The following is a 16,577-nucleotide window of genomic DNA, read 5'->3' on the forward strand; positions in this document are numbered from 1 at the left end:
AAAAAAAGTTCAGGCGGTCAGGAAACGGATCGCTTCCGGCAATTCGGCGAAATGGTAGATAATGTAATCCGGTTCCGCTCCCGTCGGTCTTTGTTCGCCCTGGTTGGACCGGAAAAACACCGTCTTCATTCCGAGCCGCTGCGCTCCGTAGACGTCGCGGTACATGTCGTTGCCGATGAAGATTACTTCCGACGGCAGCAATTCCAGCTCAGTCAGCGCCGCTTCGAAGATGCGTTGGTCCGGCTTCCGGAATCCGAGGTCGCTGGAGACGATGACCGGGTTGAAATAGCCGGCCAGTCCGACCGAGCGGAGTTCCGGAATCGCCCAGAGGCTCTGTCCGTCGGAAACCGCCGCCAGGCGGTATTTCCAGCGCAGTTGGGCCAGGGCTTCGACGACGCCCGGATAGAGTTGCAGCTTGAAGCGTGACGCCGCCCGGAAGACTTCGGCCAGCATCACCGGCAGCAGTTCCCGCTTTTTTTTCGGCAGCGCCCGGGTGTAGGCGCTGGCGTGCTGTTCGACGATGTCGCGGAAGAGCGTAACGACGTCGAACTCCGGATACTCCTCCGGACTGTTGCGGCGCTGCTGTTTGTTGAGGTCGAAATAGAGGCGCTTGATCTCCTCCGGACTCAGGGCGATGCCCTGATAATCCAGCAGGTTGCTGAGCGTCCGGTAAAGGTCGTCGCAGCCTTCATTGGTCAGAATGTCGCTGACCGTGCCGTTGATGTCGAACAATAAGCCCCGGATCGTCATTGCCACCTCCTCAGACATTGTTTGGCTTCGTGAATGAGTTTTCGTCGGTACTCCGACCCCAGCCAGGCGTTGCGGGCGATCCGCAGCAGTGTGATGCCCATATAGAACGGCACCCGCCGGGTAGTGGCCCGGAAGGCCTGTTCCCGGTCGGGGAAATGGCAGGCGTATTCCCAGAGAAAATGGCCGATGAACGGTTCCGCCGCATATTTGTTGCCGGTGGTCTGCAGGAAAAAATGGAGCAGTTCGCCGGCAATCCGGCCGGTGTCGTAAACGCGGTCGGCGCGCCGGACCCGTTCCAGGTCGAACGAAATGACGCTCAAACCGTCGCCGAACAGGAAATTTTCCGGCGTGGCGTCGCCGTGCGCGAACACCTGGCGGTCTTCCCACATCCGGGGCTGTTCGCGCCAGCGGTCGCGTAAATAATAGAGTTCGCCGGATTCGTCGCCGCGGAGGCTCTGGTTGACGAGCAGCCGGTTGATCAGCGAGTCCATATAAAAGCAGGCCTCCTGGAAATCCACCCCGGCGTCGACGGCCGTCCGGTTGTGAAAGGCGGCCAGAAAGTAAGCCAGTGCGGTCAGTTTGGCGTACAGCAGCCGGTCGTCATGCTGCTGGATGGCCCGCTGGATGATATGGCTCAACAGCTCGCCATTGCAGTATTCGACGACCAGCAGCTTGTTCAGCCAGTCGTTGCAGCCGAGCGGCCGGGCGATGTAATGCGGCCAGCCGGTGAACCCGTAGCCGCGCATCATCGCCAGGTTGTGATATTCCCGACCGAGCCGCCGCGCGGCGATTTCCGGATTGCGTTCGCGTTTCGACAGGAAGAATTTGCCGATCACTTTGGTGAGGCTGTGTTTTTCTTCGTACAAATAAACATCGTTGGAGCCGTTCAATTGAAAGACCCGATACGTCGGCCGGGCCGGACCGGCGCCCAGTTGCGGCTGAATGTCGTACTTGAGATATTGATAAAGCGGGTCGTGCTCCGGCAGATGACCCAGATAATTTTTCCACATATTTTAACGTTTTTCTCCTCTCGACACAACAGGAAAGGCCCGCGGCCGCAACGGTGGCGGGAGTCCTGAAACATCGGATTTCTTGCCCTTTGGTTAGAATTCGATTCAATTTATCCCGGCAATGACCAAAATACAATCGGCGATTGCCGAAATGAACCAAAGAATGAACCGGCAAGACCGCCGGAGGAGAACGGGCGGCGGGCATCGGAAGCGGGAGCGTGCCTTTCAGGTCCGGTTGCCGGTCCGGCGCCAGCCGGTCTGCACCAGCCAGTCGTGGTATTGCCGCCGGTGGCGGGCCAGCGTTTCGCGGTCGGGGATGAAATCCTGTTCGCGGCGGAAACGGTCGGTTTGTTCCGCCAGCGGGCACAAACCGAGTTTCCGCCGCCGGCGGTCGACGGCGGCCAAATCGTCGCAGGCTACCGGCGCCATCCGGCCGTCATCGTCCCAGTCGAACTGGGTGCCGTAACGCTGCGGTTTGCCTTCATACATGTTGATGCGGTCTTCGAGGTAAGCGAGGTCCCGGGGGGAGATTTCGCCGGCCGGCAACCGGCGCAGCAGCCGCAGCATTTTTCTCATGAAATCCGGCCGGCCGATGGCGTGCTGGATGATCAGCCAGGCGGCGTTGGAAGCGTCGGCGCCGACCTTGGCGATCGTCGGGTAACCGATGACATCGATGATCGCTTCCAGCCGGCTGGAATTTTCCCGGTGGAGTTGTTCCATTTCGGGACAGTAACCGTCATACAATCTGCCGGCCTCCAGCAATTGCTGCCGGACGGCGAAGTCGTGTTCCCGGCGTTGAATCAATTCCCGGGCGATTTCCTCAAAACACATATTCCGTTCCTTCTGGCGATACGATGTCGAACGTCCGGGAAAATAGAAACCCCGGCAACAGGTTTTGCAAATCTGGCGCCGTTTTTTTTCGGGAAAGAATGAACATTTCCGGAGCTCCGACCAACCCGGCCCGCCAGGTGGAAGGCCGGAGGGGGAAGGCGCGGTTACGGCGAAAGCCGCGCCCCCATTGCGCAGAGTTCGGCCCGGATCTGCCTGCCGTCGAGTTCGGCCGGAGAACAACGGCCGGCAACCGCCGCGGCGGCGGCGACGCCGGCCGCCTGGCCGAGCGAACAGACCGGCGGCATGACCCGGATGCTGCTGTGCAGCGCGTGATCGACCGAAATGCAGCGGCTGCCGATCAACAGGTTGTCGCAATCGGCCGGCACGATGCAGCCGTAAGGTATTTCATAGAATTCCCGGTCGCTCATCATCATGATTTCGGTGCCGCTGCCGGTCGGGTTGTGGATGTCGATCGGATAATTGCAACGGGCGATGGCATCCGGAAACTTGCTGCGCCGTTCGAAATCGCTCCGGGTCAGGTAGGCCAGTCCGCGGATCCGCCGGCTTTCCCGGACGCCGAGCTGTACTGCCTGCGACACCAGTTCAGCCTGTTCGAAACCCGGGATGGTCCGGCGCAGCCAGTGCAGCAGTTCGCGTTCCTGGCGGTGGGCGATCCGGGTCGCTTCGGCGAAGCTGACGCCGTCGGTGGCATCGTGCTTCAGAATGCGGGTCGTGTTGAAATGGACGACATCGTCAGTGGCGCCGGGGAAGATCAGGATATTCTCCCGCGGGCAACTGAGCGTCCCGTCCTGCTGGGCCTGCCGGTAGGCGCATTCCATCGCCTGGCGCCATTGCGGGTCGAACAGGCCGCCGGGCGGCAACTGAACCGGCGCCAGTTTGAAACAGAGTGTCATCGGCTGGCAATAGCCTTCGCGGTTGCCCAGCTCGAAACGGCAGCCGAACCGGGCGGCCAGGTCGCCGTCGCCGGTTGAATCGACGTAAACGGCGGCGCGAATGCCGACCGGGCCGGAACGGGAGACGCCGATTAGCGCGTCGATGCGGCGTTCCTGCCGCTGGACGCCGATCAGCTCGTGGCCGTAGAGAATTTCAACTCCGGCGGCTTCCAGCAATTCTTCGGCGGCCAGCGCCGCATATTCCTTGTGGATGAAAAAATCCTCCTGCCACGGATGTTGCCGCCGGCGTCCGTCGGCATAATAACTCGACATTTTCTGCCGCCATTCTTCATAAATCGGCGCGTCGAGGCTGATGCCGTCGACATGGTTGCCCATGAACGGGGAGATTTCGCCGACGGCTGCCATGCCGCCGACTACGCCGTATCGTTCCAGCAGCACGACCCGGGCGCCGCGGCGGGCCGCCATGATGGCGGCGCCGAGTCCTCCGGGACCGCCGCCGACCACCGCGACATCGGTTTGACGGATGATCGGAAATTCCGTGGTAAATTTTGCCGTTTCCATTTTTTCCTCATAAATTTGGCGTTTGACGATTCCGGTACTACAATAAGTATAGCAAATTTTTAGCGGTTCGACCAGAGGGAAAATGGTCGAAAAAGTTGCGTGAAACGCTATTTAAACCGTAATAACTGGTAAAAGCGATTATGGAATCTGAAATGGAATGGGCCATCCGCTGTTTCGAACGCTGGAGTGAAACGCGGGTTGCCCTGTACGATCATTCCGGAGAATTCGGTCTGCTGTTGGGGCCGGAACGGTTCGTGCACCGGCATGTGCCCTGCCGCCAGGCCAAGGAGTATGACGAACGGCGCTGCATTCGATTCGACCAGACTGCCGTGGCGCGGGAGCTCTGGCGGCAGCCGCGCGGCCTGCTGAAACTCTGTCACGGCGGTTTGCTGGAATGGGTGGCGCCGCTGTTTGTCGACGGCCGCTTGAAATTGATTCTGAACGCCGGCTGGCGTTGCCCGCCGGAGAAGGAATTGGCCGGCTATACGCTGCTGGCCGACCGGCGGCTGGTGCTGACCGGACGCCGGGTCGAAGCCGATGAACTGGAGTGGATTATGGAAGGTTTGCGCCAGTTGGCCGCCCGGTTGGGGCAGTTGTCGCTTGCGGCGCTGCGGCCGCCGGAGGCGGTTTCCAGGCAGATGAAAATCCACGCGTTCCTGCTGCGGCGCTGCCGGGAAAAAATCGGCATCGCCGAATTGGCCGCGGCGCTGCATTTGAGCGAAAGCCGGGTGGTTCACGTCGTCCGGGAGGAGACCGGCTGCGGATTCCGGGAACTGTTGACCGGCTACCGGCTGCGGCTGGCCGCCGTGCAGTTGCAGGCATCCGACCAGCCGGTGCCGGAGGTGGCGTCGAACTGCGGATTTGGCGACGTCGCCAATTTTCACCGCAGCTTCAAGCGTTTTTTCGGCCAGACGCCGCTCAAGTACCGCCGCCTTTGCCGGAAGGCCGCACCGCCGGATGCGCCGGCGAAAATGTCGTGAATTTTCCGGATCGGCGACGTGTAAATCGTTGGCGGAACACTTATAGTATGCGATAAACAGGAAGGAAAAGAGAATGAAAAAATTATTTTCAGCGATGGCGGTGCTGGCCACGACGGCGCTGGCGGCCGGCGAATTGGAATTTACTTATACGAACAGTTACGACGGCAGCGAGCAACTGGCGCTCGGCTATGTGCCGCAATCGTACTCGCCGGAGCAGGCGGTGCCGCTGGTGCTGCTGGCCCATTCGGCCGGTTGCGACCGGACCCAGGCGCGGAACCTGGGATATTACGAGACGGCGGAAAAAGAAAACTTCATCGTCGTCTGTCCGGAGCTGCACGGTGAATACAATCCCGGGCAGACCTCGTTCGCGGCGCTGCCGGCGCAGTACGATATGCTGGATGCGATGCATTACATGCTCGAACATTACAACATCGACCGGACCCGCATTTATGTCGACGGCCGTTCGATGGGCGGCATGATGGCGGCGCTGTTGGGCTTGAAGCATCCGGACAAATTCGCCGCGGTGATGGCCGGCCAGGGCATTTACGAGATGAAGGACTGGGGCGGGGATTGGGTCCGGGAGTTCGGCGGCACCATAGAAGAAAAGCCGTTTGCCTATGCCCGCCGCTCGGCGATCAACTTTGCCCGCAACGGCCGTTACTTGCCGGTGTTCCTCTGGCACGGCACCAACGATACCTGGGTGCCGGTCGAGCAGGCCGACAACTTCTTTGACGAACTGAAAAAGTTCAATAAATACCAGACGCCGGTATTCTACCGGGTCGCGTCTTCACATTGCGAGATGAATTATCCGCCGCAATGGATCTACGACCAGTTGAAGACCTATCAGAACGTCCCGGAAAACGGTTTCGATTGTTCCACCCGTTTTTTCCGGGAGCTTGATTTGATTACCGACGAGGATGGCGAAATCTTTTATCTCGGTTTCAAAAAGGCCAACCCGGACGAATTCATCGAATTGCAGGCGGTGCTGGATGACGAGGGGGCATTGGTCATCCGCAGCGTCAATGCCGCGGAAATCACCGTCAACGAAGCGGAAATTCCGTTCCCGGTCACATCGGTCACCGTCGATCCCGGCGTCAAGTTGCAGCGTTTGCCCCGGCCGGCCCGAAAGTAGAAACGGCTGACGCAGTCAAGCCGGAAGTGGGTTATTGGGTGCCGGCCGCTTCGCGTTTCAAGACCAGTTCCAGCACCCGTTTGGCGCCGCGTTCCAGATCGGTCCGGGTCAATTCTCCGGCATGCAGTGCCGCCAGTAAACCGTCAGGCTGGCCGTTCGGCATTTTGACATCGCTGCCGGCTTTGATTTCCAGCGTTTGCAGGCTGTTGTTGCCCCAATCGGTCATCACCAGGCCGTCATAGTGCCATTCCTGCCGCAGGATTCCGGTCAGCAGTTCCCGGTTTTCGGCCGTTTCGCGGCCGTTGACTTTGTTGTAGGAGGACATGATGCACCAGGGAGCCGCCTCCTGAATGGCAATCCGGAACCCTTTGAGATAGATTTCACGCAACGCCCGCTCGGAAACCCGGCTGTCACTGTTCGTGCGGTTGTTTTCCTTGTTGTTGGCGACGAGGTGCTTCAGCGTGACGCCGACGCCGTTGCTCTGGGCTCCTCTGGTCAGGCCGGCGGCGATTTTGCCGCTGAGAACCGGATCTTCGGAATAGTATTCAAAGTTTCGGCCGCACAGCGGGTTGCGATGAATATTCATGCCCGGAGCGAGCCAGATGTCCAGGCCGTTCAATCCGGCTTCGGCGGCAACGGCCCGGCCGATCTGTTCGGCCAGATCCGGATCCCAACTGCTGGCGATGGCTACGGCGCAGGGCCAGGCGGTGGCGGCTTCCGCCAGACGGACGCCGGCCGGTCCGTCGAAAGTTTCGACTCCCCGGCTGCCGAAATCCTCCAGCACGCCGATTCGACCGGTCGCCCAAGGTTTGTCGCTCGGAGCGCCGCCGGCCAGCCTCGCCAGATCGGCGTCGGACAGTTGAGCCAGAAAATCGTCCAGTTGTTCCGGATGACCGACGAGTTCCGCATTTTCCTTCTGAATTTCCGCCTTTGGAATTCTTGTTTCACCGGTCCGGCCGAAAGAGGCATTTCACCGCCGCCGTCTGCTGCGGTTCCAGCGTCACCGCAAAGCCGTTGCCGGTCAATTCCGGCTCGCTGTCGCCGAATATCGCTTCGATCTCCTGCGCCGCCGGCAGGGCGGAATGAACAGTGAAGCGCCGCCGGCGTTTCCCGGCGTTGTGCAGTGCGAAAATCACTTCGCCGTCGTCCGGCTGCCCGTAGCGTTCGATCCGCAAATCCGGCGAATCGCCCACCGCCGCCGTCACCGGCTGCCAGTGCAGCGCGTGCATTTGATCCAGCACCGGCACCATCGGGCGCAGGTATTCGAGCCGGGCGTCCCGCCCCGGATAGATGCCCCACAACAGGTGGTATTCGACGCTGGCTTTCGACGGGTCGGCGTAATACGGCACGTAAGTGACGGTTTTATTGCCGGCCAGCATCCGGAATTTCGCCGGATCGGGAACGAACAGGTTTTCGACGCCGAACACATCCAGTTGCGGCGCGGCGAAGGCGAACTCCCCGAATACGTTGGCGAAGATCATCATGCCTTCCGGGCGGTAGCGCGCCGCCAGCGTGTTCAGAAAATCGACGGCCGGAAGCGTATTTTTGTTCATCAGTTGTTTGCTGTCCGGGTCGAAGCTCAACGGATAGCGCGCGAAGCGGAAATTTTCCCGGCGGTAATCGTTCGGAAACGGTCCGAAATCCGGGAAACAATCCAGCGCGATGCCGTCGAAGCCGCGTTCGTATTCGGCGGTAATTTTCTGCAGGGCCGGCTCGATGACCGTTTCGAGGTTCACCTGGCCTTTGCCGTCCGGAATGGCCGGCGACAGATTGCACGGAATCATCGCGCCGAAGCCGCTGTCGAAAATCCAGTCGCCGCGCCAGCCGAGGTTGAGGATCATTTCGCCGTCGGCGGAATATTGACCGCTGCTTTCCGCCGCTTTCAGCAATGCGGTGATGAACCGCTGATTGGCGGCCGGGTCGTCCGGCGCCCCGCTGTAAGGATGGCCGCAATGCGAGTTTTTGGTGTAATGCAGTTGATTGAATTTGTCCCATTCGTCCGGGTCCTGGGCGATCAGCTTGGTCAGCCGTGCCATCGTCTGCGCATTGGTCGGCGACGTGTAGTCTCCCATGCTGAACTGCAAGAATTGCGGTTCGATGTAGAGCAGGTTCTTGATGCCGTTGTCGGCGCTGCGCCGGAACGATTCCCGGTCGTCTTCCAGGGCTGTCCAGTTGAACCGGAAGCCGCCGTCGAGGATTGCCGGCAGCGTCTGGCCGGATTTTTCCCGGAAGTAGGTCAATTCCCAACTGCCGCCGTGGCCGATCCGGTCGGCGAAATATTCCGGAAAGATTCCGTAATATTTTTCGCAGATGCTCCGCAGACCCCAGGCCGGGTCGCCCTGGAAAAGCAGCGCTTTGAATTCCGCCTGCCGCAGCGAGCGGCCGTCGACGGCCCTGATATCGGCCAGGCCCAGGTTGAAGGCGACATAAATGACGCCGGCGGCCGGATTGAAGTTGAAATGGCAGTCGGTCGGCTGGCCGAGGTCGACGGCCAGCGCCAGATTCGCGGCTGGCCCGGCCAGCGAACAGAACGGGTAATCGTTCAACTGCGGTTCGTACGGTCCGGCCTGGGCCGCGTCAGTCGCGTCGATCGAACGGTTCAAGCCGTAATACCAGCGGCTGCCGTCGCAGCGGACCGGCAATGCCCAATAGACGGTGACGGCCCGGTCCGCCGGGTTGAGCGATTCGACCGTGCCGCTCAGCTCCAGATAGTCGTCCCGGACTGTTACACTCGCCTCGAAACGCAGTTGCAGCTCCTCCAGCTCGGCTTGCTGGGTCAGCTTGCCCGCTTCGAGTTCGACGTTGCCGCCGACCGGCTGAATCGCGCCGGAGGATTCGGCATCGCGCACCAGCCAGCCGGTCGGAAAATTCCTGATGGTACTGAGCGTCTGCCCGGAGTTGCTGACCTCGCCGACCATGCCGTCGGTTCTGAACTGCAGCGACAGACCGTCGGCGGTGGTCAGATTGCCGAGCGCGCCGACCGGCGCCGGTTTTGACGGGGCGACAACTTCCCGGTCGAACAGCAGTTCGCCGTCATCGGCGCCTTTGAGCCGGATCGAATGAACCCGGAAGGTGTATTCGTGCGGGTAGCTGTAGGGTCGTTCATACAGGTAAACGTCGATTTTATCGACTTTGCCGCGCTGCATCGGCGTCAAATCGGCTGCAACCGTTCGAATCGCGCCGGTCCTGACCGGCAGCAGGCCGCTGGTTTGTTGGATGATTTCGAACTGAGCCGAATTTTCCTGGCAGAACGTTTCATCATAGAGGCAGACGACGATGTTCTTGCCGTTTGCCACGATATCCGGATTGCTCGAGGTCAATTCCAGCTCCAGTTCCAGCTTCTGGTAGCGCCGCAGATCCAGCGGCTCCGGCAGCACGCAGCTCAGGCGCGGATAACTTTCGCCGCCGCCGTCGGCTTCCGCTTCGACCAGGAGGCCATTGCCGTCGAGCGGCTTGGCGGTGAGCGCCATGCCGCCTTCGGCTTCCGGCCGCCATTGAAACGGTTTGTCCAGCAGATCAAGTTCGGCTGCCGGGGCCGCCGCCCCGAACGCGGCCAGGCCGCCGAGCACCAGCAGTTTTAACAGTCGTTTGCTCATGATGTTGCTTACCAGCCGTATTTGCCGCTCTTGTTGTGCGTCACGCTGTAGCCGGGAAACGCCAGCCCCCAGGTGCGGAAATCCTGCGCGTAGGAGTCGTTGTACCCCTGATTTTCGACGTGGCCGTCGGCGAAGGCCAGATTGTGGCGTCTGCCGTGCTGTTTGAAGAAACCCTCCTGCGTCCAGCCGTCGTTCACCGCCATGTAGTACATATTCGCATCGATGATCTTCCAGCCGTAATCGTCATCCATCAGCGTCATCATCACCGACGGGCTGCCCAGCTCGGTCGTCTTGGTCGGCGCCACATTCGGCACCGACCAGCCGCCCATCCGGGAAGCGCCGGCGATTTCCGCGTTGTAACCATAACCGCCGGTGATGCTGGTATTCGCTTCGGCCGGGCAGTGGTAGAGGTCCAGCGAGCCGTTGTAGGGATGGATCAAATCCATGAAGCTCTCGTACCAGCCGGCATTTTCCGACAGGGAAACTGAAAACATCATGTTGTGGCCCGGCATCGCTTCGTCGTCGGTGGTCGTGTATTTGGTCGGGTCCGGCCGGTAGATCGGAAACATGTCCTCGTAATCCATCGCATACATCGTCGTGGCCAGAGCCAGTTGTTTCAGATTGCCGACGCATTTGATCTGCTGGGCTTTGGCTTTCGCCTTGCCGAGGGCCGGCAGCAGCATCGAAGCGAGGATGGCGATGATGGCGATCACGACCAGCAGTTCGATCAAAGTAAAGCGGTACTTCTTCATCTTCTTATTCTCCTTGGTTGGAAAGTTGTTTTTTTATTGTATTTCATGAAGCGGCGACCAATTTTTTCAATCTGCATAACCCTCCGGATATAAATAATAATGGATATTTTTCTCCCCGTTCAGAGCCCTGCCGCGCCGCGTATCAATGTCTTTGAGCGCCGCTTCCGAGGTACCCCGGTCGTCTCCGGAAAACAGGGAATAAACCGGCAGTCCGGGACGCTGATCCGTTTGGTTGTCCACCGGAGTCCCGGCTCCGACGTTGCCGCGGATTCCATGTTCCGGTCCGAACCGTGCCGTCAGTTCGACTCCTTCGGCGGCATAAAGCAGGTCGATGGCGGAGTGCAGTGCCGAATTGACGCCGGTCGGATTGGTGATCAAGCCGACCCGTTTGCCGCTGACTGAATCCAGAAATTTCTCGAAGAAAACTTCCACCGGCGGTTTGAATTTGGCGTCCGTCGCCGTCAATCCCGGGATCAATCCAGTCATAAGCAGCAATGCTGTGATAAACTTTTTCATGGTTTTTTTCCTGGCTGCCATTCGGTACTCTGCCTGGGGACGGCAACGCCGTCTGCCGGTTTTTCCAGCGTGACGAAGGTGCTGTTCCAGTCCATCTCTTCCAGCTTCTCCGTCCGGCAGCCGCAGCTTTCACCCAATACCAGCTCCGGTTGCAGGATGAGCGGCGTTTCCGGCAGCGGCTTTTTGTTGATTTTCCGCAGCAGCAATTGTCCGGCCTGCTCGGTCAGGGCGATGGCCGGTTCCAGTACCGTGGTCAGCGTCGGCTGGGTGAACCGGCTGAATGCCAGGCCATTGAAGCCGATCACCGCCGCGTCCTGCGGGACGGCGATGTTGTTTTCCCGGAAAAGCAGCAGCAATTTGCCGGCGATGTAGTCGTTCGACGTCAGAATGCCGCTGATGCCGTGTCGCCGGACGGCGGCGGTCAGCGTTTCCGCCGGATGCGGACAGTCGGCCAGGTCGATGACCCGGATGGCCTCTGGCGCGATGCCGGCCTGCAGCATGCCGACTAGTTTACGCCGGTTGTGGATATGGCCGGCATTGGTGCAGACCAGCGCGAATTGGCGGTGGCCATGCTGCAGCAGGTGCGCGGCGGCGAGCCTGGCGCCGGCTTCGACGTCGATGGTCACATCGCTGTTGCCGTCCGGTCCGAATCCTTCGACGACCGGAACTTCCAGCTGACGCCGGTTGAGGCTGTGGCTGACCCACAGCAGCAGGATGCCGTCGACGCCGCGGGCCAGATATTCATTGACCAGCTCCTGCAGTTCCGACGGCGGCGCCGCGTCATCCAGCGGCGTCAGGTAGAGCCGGTAGCCGAGCGGCGCGAACAGTTGGTTCAACTGCCAGATGATTTCCGCCCGGACGACGCTGTTGATGAAGACCGCCAGCGTTTTGGTCGCATTGCCGCGCAGTTGCATCGCCGCGAAATTCCGCTGAAAGCCCAGCCGGTTGGCGACCTCCTTGATCTCGCGGCGTTTGGCGTCGGAAACCCGGCAGTATTCCGCTTCGTTGAGCACTGCCGATACCACGACGCGGGAGACGCCGGTGAGTTCGGCAATATCTTTCATCGTCACACTCATAAGTCAATTTCCTTTGCGGTTTGATTCGCGGGCCAGGCCGTTTCGGGTTTCGGCGCGTCATTGGCGGTGTGATCCGCTTCCCGCTCCATTCCGGTCGTCGTCGCGATGACCCGGCCGTCGTCGGATGCGTCTTCCGGCCGGTTCTTCAGGTTCCGGAACAACCGCACCAGGTCCCGGGTGCCGCCGATCGTGAACCAGATCGAGGTGACGATCGCCACCAGAAAGCCCAGCGGTACGTTATAATATTTCCACCAGGCGAACCAGGTTTCACTGCTCCAGACCCCGAAGCAACTGTTCCAGACCAGTTGCAGCATGAAAACGGCAAAATTGTACAGTGTCCAGAGGATCACCGACCAGGCCAGGATCCGGTCGCCGCGGCTGTATTCCGCCGTGATGCCGAGCAGCCGCTCCCGCCAGTCGACGATGCACTCTTTGCAGACGGCCGGCCAGCTTTTTTCCGCTTCCGGCGGCCGGTGCAGCATGGCGGCCAGGTCGAATTTCCGGTTGGAAATCAGCGACCCGGCCACGTAGCAGACGATGCACAGGATGACGCCGATCATCGACATTTCCACCGCGGTGACCGGGAAGCGTTCCGGGGTGATCTCCCAGTTGACGATCGGCAGCGTTCGGCTGATGGTCTGGAGGATTTCGCCGCCTCTGGCCAGGAGGTCCGGATAATTTTCATTCAGGAACGGATAGATCGAACTGTGCCAGCAGGTCTGCGTCCAGAAAATGAGGCCGCCGGTGACCACGCTGCAGATCATCGCCGCCCAGGCGCCGGAGGTCGAACCGCGCCGCCAGTAAAGGCCGCCGATGATCACCGCGCCGCTGGCACCGGTGTAAAAAGCGCCGGACAGGGCGAAGAACATGATCAGGAAGGTCACCTGGCTGAAATAGAAACTGAAGAACCAGGCGAAAATCGCCACGCCGGTGATCGACAGGCGCAGCAGCCGCAGTTGGGTTTCCGGTTTGAACGGCTTCCGGCGGAACGGCAGGACGACATCCTGGATGAAGATGCTGCCCCAACTGTGCAGATAGGTCGTATCGGTGCTGAGCATCAGGAAGATCATCAGCGCGCAAAACGTTCCGGAAATGCCGACCGGCAGAAGGTGCCGCAATACCACCGGCACCAGCATCTGCTGCCGGATCGTGTTGGTGACCGCCTGGTCCGGGAACTGGATGCGGTCGGTCAACTCCTGCTGAACAGCTGCTGCGCCGGAGGCGAATTCCGGATTGTTCATATAAGTATAGGCGCCGATCGCCAGCAGCAGCACGACCAGTCCGAGGAAACCGCCGCGCCAGGCGCCGAGGACGCCGCCCATCTTCTGCTCGTGCGGCGAGGCGCCGGCGCAGTTGTACCCCTGGTTGCCCTGCCAGCTCATCCGGTAATAAACCAGCGAAAACAGGCCGATCAGGACGTACAGCACGTTGAATTCGGTCAGTTTCGCCGTATCGTACGGATTGATGAACGATTCGCCCGGGCCGCGCGACAGCATCGCGGTTTCGAACTGGTCGAACGAGAACAGATAAAAGATGACGGCCGCCAGCACCGTGAAGCCGATGTAGCAGAAGATGCCCTGCACGCAATCGGTGACCATCGTCGTCAGTTGGCCGCCGAACAGGACGATCAGCAGAGCCAGGCCGAGGAAGAGCGCCATCACCGTGCCGAACGTGGAGAAGGAAATGCCGAACAGCGTGAACTCGAGCGGCCAGCCGCAGTAGTAGATCAGAAACCGGCCGCCGACGGCCGGGAAGATCGCGTAATTGATCACCCCGCACAGAAACGCCACCAGCCCGGCGAAAATCCGGAAGGACTTCGAATAACGCAATTCGAACAGTTGCGACATCGTCATCACCCGCGTCTCCCGGTAGCGGTAGGCGACGAAACCGGTCAGGGTCATCATCAGCGTCACCAGCACACCGAAACTGGCCCAGAAGTTGATCGCCCAGCCGGATTGGTAATACATTTCGAAAGCGGCGATCACCAGCACCAGCCCGGTTCCGGCCGTTCCGTCGGAAACCGCCAGCAGGTAGCGTCCGGCCACCCGGCCGGCCGACAGGAAGTCGGCGACGCTTTTGACATATCGCTTGGTCAGGCCGGCGATCGCCAGCAGGACCAGCAACGGGACCAGGACGATGGCGTAATCGGTGATGCTCATTTCAATCTTTCTTGGCAAATTTTTTTTGATTTACTCGTGTTAATCATAAAGTATAGCAAATTTACGACCAAAAAGCAATCCCCCGGAATCAAAAAAATGCTTTTTCTTTGAAATTTTTCCAATTCGGATGGCGGCGGGCGCTTTTTTGCCGGGAAGCTATGAATAAATTGTTAATATCTTGTCATCAAGTTGTCAATTGGCCGGTTATGGGTTGCGGCCTGGAGAGGATTTTTTTATTTAATTTGTTTATTGCATGATAGTTATCATAATGATAGGATACGGTTTTTAATAGTTAAAAAGCTCGAAACGGGATTTGAAATGGATTTCCCTTTGTCAAGTCCCTTTCGTTAAAAAATCGTTGGAAAATTTTCCAAAAACCAGCCGCTTCCGATTTGCTTTGTTGACTTCCCGCCGCTAAATTGAATAGAGTTGCACCACTGGAAAAAGCCTCGGGGGGCTGTTAATAACTTGTGGGCAAAGTTGGAAATACTGTTGACAGTTTTCATAAGTTTTTAAATTCAGCAGAATTTGCGGTATTTACGTGAAAACTTGTCGAAAGTTGCGTATTGGAAAGTGAAACCGCAGTGGATCCGTGGGGATTTTGAGCTTAATTTTCCCTCGAATCCGTTGCGGAAGGCAAGCCGGATCGATTGTCATGTATATGGCGGCAGTTGAACAATTTATCGGCTTGGCGGCTGGAAAGGCGGGGCATTTCCTTCCGGCGGCTCGCTGTCAGCAGCCTGTTAATAACTTTTCAATAACCTTGAATGGATGAAATGAGAAACTAGATATAAACCGTGTAAAGTTAAAGGGAAACAACACCATGCAATCGGATCACTCATCGGCGGCCAGAGTCTGGACGTGTGTCGCCGACCGGTTGAAAACACAGATGCAGGAATCGACTTTTCAGCAATGGTTCGCCAATATCGTGCCGCTGAAGGTGGAGGACGCCACGCTCGTGCTGGGCGTGGCGGATGACTTCTTCGCCGACTGGCTGCGCGATATGTATGACGAGGTATTGATCGCCGCGCTGACCGCCATCGACGGGGTGACGTATCAATATCGCTTTGAAGTCGGATATCTGCCGGAAGTGCTGGAAAAGGAGCCGGAAGCGGCCGTTCCGGAGCCGGCCGCGCCGCCGCCGGAAGCCCGGGGCCGCCAGGCGGGCAAGACCATCGCCAACCGCCACACCTTCGAAAATTTCGTGGTCGGCGAAGAAAACCGTTATGCGTTTGCGGCCGCCCATACCGCTGCCGAAAATCCCGGCGTCTACAATCCGCTGTATATTTACGGCGGCACCGGAATCGGCAAGACCCATCTGTTGCAGGCGGTGGCGACCGAATACCTCAACCGCAACCCGCGGGGGGTGGTCCGTTACGCCACCTGCGAGGAGATTCTCAACAGCTATGTGGAATCGTTGCAGAAAAATACCCAGGCCGAATTCCGCGCTTCGGTGCGCGAAGTGGATATGCTGCTGGTCGACGACGTTCATATGCTGGCCAACAAGCCGCAGTTGCAGCAGCAGTTTTTCGACACTTTCAACACGCTGTATCACCGGAATCGCCAGATTATTCTGACCAGTGACAAGCAGCCGTGCGAAATCAAAGGGCTGGAGGAACGCCTGGTGTCGCGTTTCGAATCGGGCGTGACCACCGAAATTTCGCCGCCGGGTTTCGAAACCCGGCTGGCGATTCTCAAATTGACCCAGCAGGAGCACCTGATCAAGCTCGATGAGTCCATCCTGCAATTCATCGCCTCCAACATCTCCTCCAGCGTCCGCCGGCTGAAAGGCGCATTGCTGCGGCTGGTGGCCTTTGCCTCGGCGATGTCGACGACGATCACGATGAACCGCGCCGAGGAGCTGCTGCACAGCCTGATCGAGGAGGAGAACGCGTCGAAGCTGATTTCCATCGAGGTGATCCAGCGCAAAGTGGCCGAGCATTTCGATATCCGGCTCAACGACATTCTCAGTGCCAAGCGGCCGCGGAATATTGCCGAGCCGCGCATGGTGGCGATGTATCTGTGCCGCCGGCTGACCTCCTACTCCTTCCCGGAAATCGGCGCCGCCTTCGGCAAAAATCACGCGACGGTGATGAACGCGATGAAAAAAGTGCCGGAGTTGTGCGACCGCAGTGAGGGCATGCGGCGTTCGGTCGCCTTGATTGAGCGCCAGTTGCGCAGTTAAGCTGCCGTTTCTGCATGGCGGTTGCCGGCCGGTTGTGTGGTTCGGAAGAGCGGGGCGGCCGGGCGACTGAAGCGCGCGAGAAGAAAAGAACCGGTCTGGAAAAGGTCTTTTCTTC

Annotated in this window: 13 protein-coding genes; 3 read left to right on the forward strand and 10 right to left on the reverse strand. The window is 59.3% G+C overall.

Translation table 11 applies throughout. From position 1 onward, the window contains the following. Positions 1–9: 9 nt before the first annotated feature. The 4 genes from HWX74_RS12455 to HWX74_RS12470 all read right to left on the reverse strand — a co-directional run bounded on the left by HWX74_RS12455 (position 10) and on the right by HWX74_RS12470 (position 4,066). The gene (locus HWX74_RS12455; protein WP_176013851.1) at positions 10–750 is read right to left on the reverse strand and encodes an HAD family hydrolase; all 741 of its coding nucleotides are present in this window, start codon (positions 748–750) and stop codon (positions 10–12) included. Further along, on the reverse strand, positions 747–1,760 hold the full coding sequence (locus HWX74_RS12460; RefSeq protein WP_176013852.1) for a phosphotransferase: 1,014 nt from the start codon (positions 1,758–1,760) through the stop codon (positions 747–749). The genes HWX74_RS12455 and HWX74_RS12460 overlap by 4 nt, the downstream gene beginning before the upstream one ends. Before the next feature lie 225 nt (positions 1,761–1,985). Beyond that, positions 1,986–2,591, reverse strand: a complete 606-nt coding sequence (locus tag HWX74_RS12465; RefSeq protein WP_176013853.1) for a DUF6624 domain-containing protein — start codon at positions 2,589–2,591, stop codon at positions 1,986–1,988. Between the two features lie 164 nt (positions 2,592–2,755). After that, the gene (locus tag HWX74_RS12470; protein ID WP_176013854.1) at positions 2,756–4,066 is read right to left on the reverse strand and encodes an FAD-dependent oxidoreductase; all 1,311 of its coding nucleotides are present in this window, start codon (positions 4,064–4,066) and stop codon (positions 2,756–2,758) included. A gap of 152 nt (positions 4,067–4,218) precedes the next feature. Here HWX74_RS12470 and HWX74_RS12475 point away from each other — a divergent pair, with 152 nt between their 5' ends. Then, positions 4,219–5,046 (forward strand): helix-turn-helix transcriptional regulator, encoded by an 828-nt coding sequence (locus tag HWX74_RS12475; protein WP_176013855.1) that lies wholly within the window; start codon positions 4,219–4,221, stop codon positions 5,044–5,046. A gap of 73 nt (positions 5,047–5,119) precedes the next feature. Continuing rightward, entirely contained in the window at positions 5,120–6,178 is a 1,059-nt protein-coding gene (locus HWX74_RS12480) for a S9 family peptidase (protein ID WP_176013856.1), read from the forward strand. Positions 6,179–6,209: 31 nt separating this feature from the next. On the opposite strand, the gene HWX74_RS12485 is transcribed toward HWX74_RS12480, so the two are convergent. From HWX74_RS12485 to HWX74_RS12510, 6 genes are all read right to left on the reverse strand, one after another. Further along, positions 6,210–6,962 (reverse strand): glycoside hydrolase family 3 protein, encoded by a 753-nt coding sequence (locus HWX74_RS12485; RefSeq protein WP_176013857.1) that lies wholly within the window; start codon positions 6,960–6,962, stop codon positions 6,210–6,212. Positions 6,963–7,122: 160 nt separating this feature from the next. Next, positions 7,123–9,774, reverse strand: coding sequence for a hypothetical protein (locus HWX74_RS12490; protein ID WP_176013858.1), 2,652 nt, complete (start codon positions 9,772–9,774; stop codon positions 7,123–7,125). Positions 9,775–9,782: 8 nt separating this feature from the next. Beyond that, positions 9,783–10,526 (reverse strand): prepilin-type N-terminal cleavage/methylation domain-containing protein, encoded by a 744-nt coding sequence (locus tag HWX74_RS12495; protein ID WP_176013859.1) that lies wholly within the window; start codon positions 10,524–10,526, stop codon positions 9,783–9,785. Between the two features lie 66 nt (positions 10,527–10,592). After that, a complete protein-coding gene (locus HWX74_RS12500; protein WP_217704947.1) occupies positions 10,593–11,042 on the reverse strand; it encodes an exo-beta-N-acetylmuramidase NamZ domain-containing protein in 450 nt (149 codons plus the stop codon). Beyond that, positions 11,039–12,118: a LacI family DNA-binding transcriptional regulator gene (locus HWX74_RS12505; protein WP_176013860.1), complete on the reverse strand. Its 1,080-nt coding sequence runs from the start codon at positions 12,116–12,118 to the stop codon at positions 11,039–11,041. The genes HWX74_RS12500 and HWX74_RS12505 overlap by 4 nt, the downstream gene beginning before the upstream one ends. Continuing rightward, on the reverse strand, positions 12,115–14,277 hold the full coding sequence (locus tag HWX74_RS12510) for a sodium:solute symporter (protein ID WP_176013861.1): 2,163 nt from the start codon (positions 14,275–14,277) through the stop codon (positions 12,115–12,117). Before HWX74_RS12510 ends, HWX74_RS12505 begins: the two co-directional genes overlap by 4 nt. Positions 14,278–15,100: 823 nt before the next feature. Between HWX74_RS12510 and dnaA the strand changes: the two genes are divergently transcribed. Next, positions 15,101–16,462, forward strand: coding sequence for a chromosomal replication initiator protein DnaA (gene dnaA / locus HWX74_RS12515; protein WP_176013862.1), 1,362 nt, complete (start codon positions 15,101–15,103; stop codon positions 16,460–16,462). Positions 16,463–16,577 lie beyond the last annotated feature (115 nt).

Origin of the sequence: Victivallis sp. Marseille-Q1083 (genome assembly GCF_903645315.1) — a bacterium.
Taxonomy (GTDB): domain Bacteria; phylum Verrucomicrobiota; class Lentisphaeria; order Victivallales; family Victivallaceae; genus UMGS1518.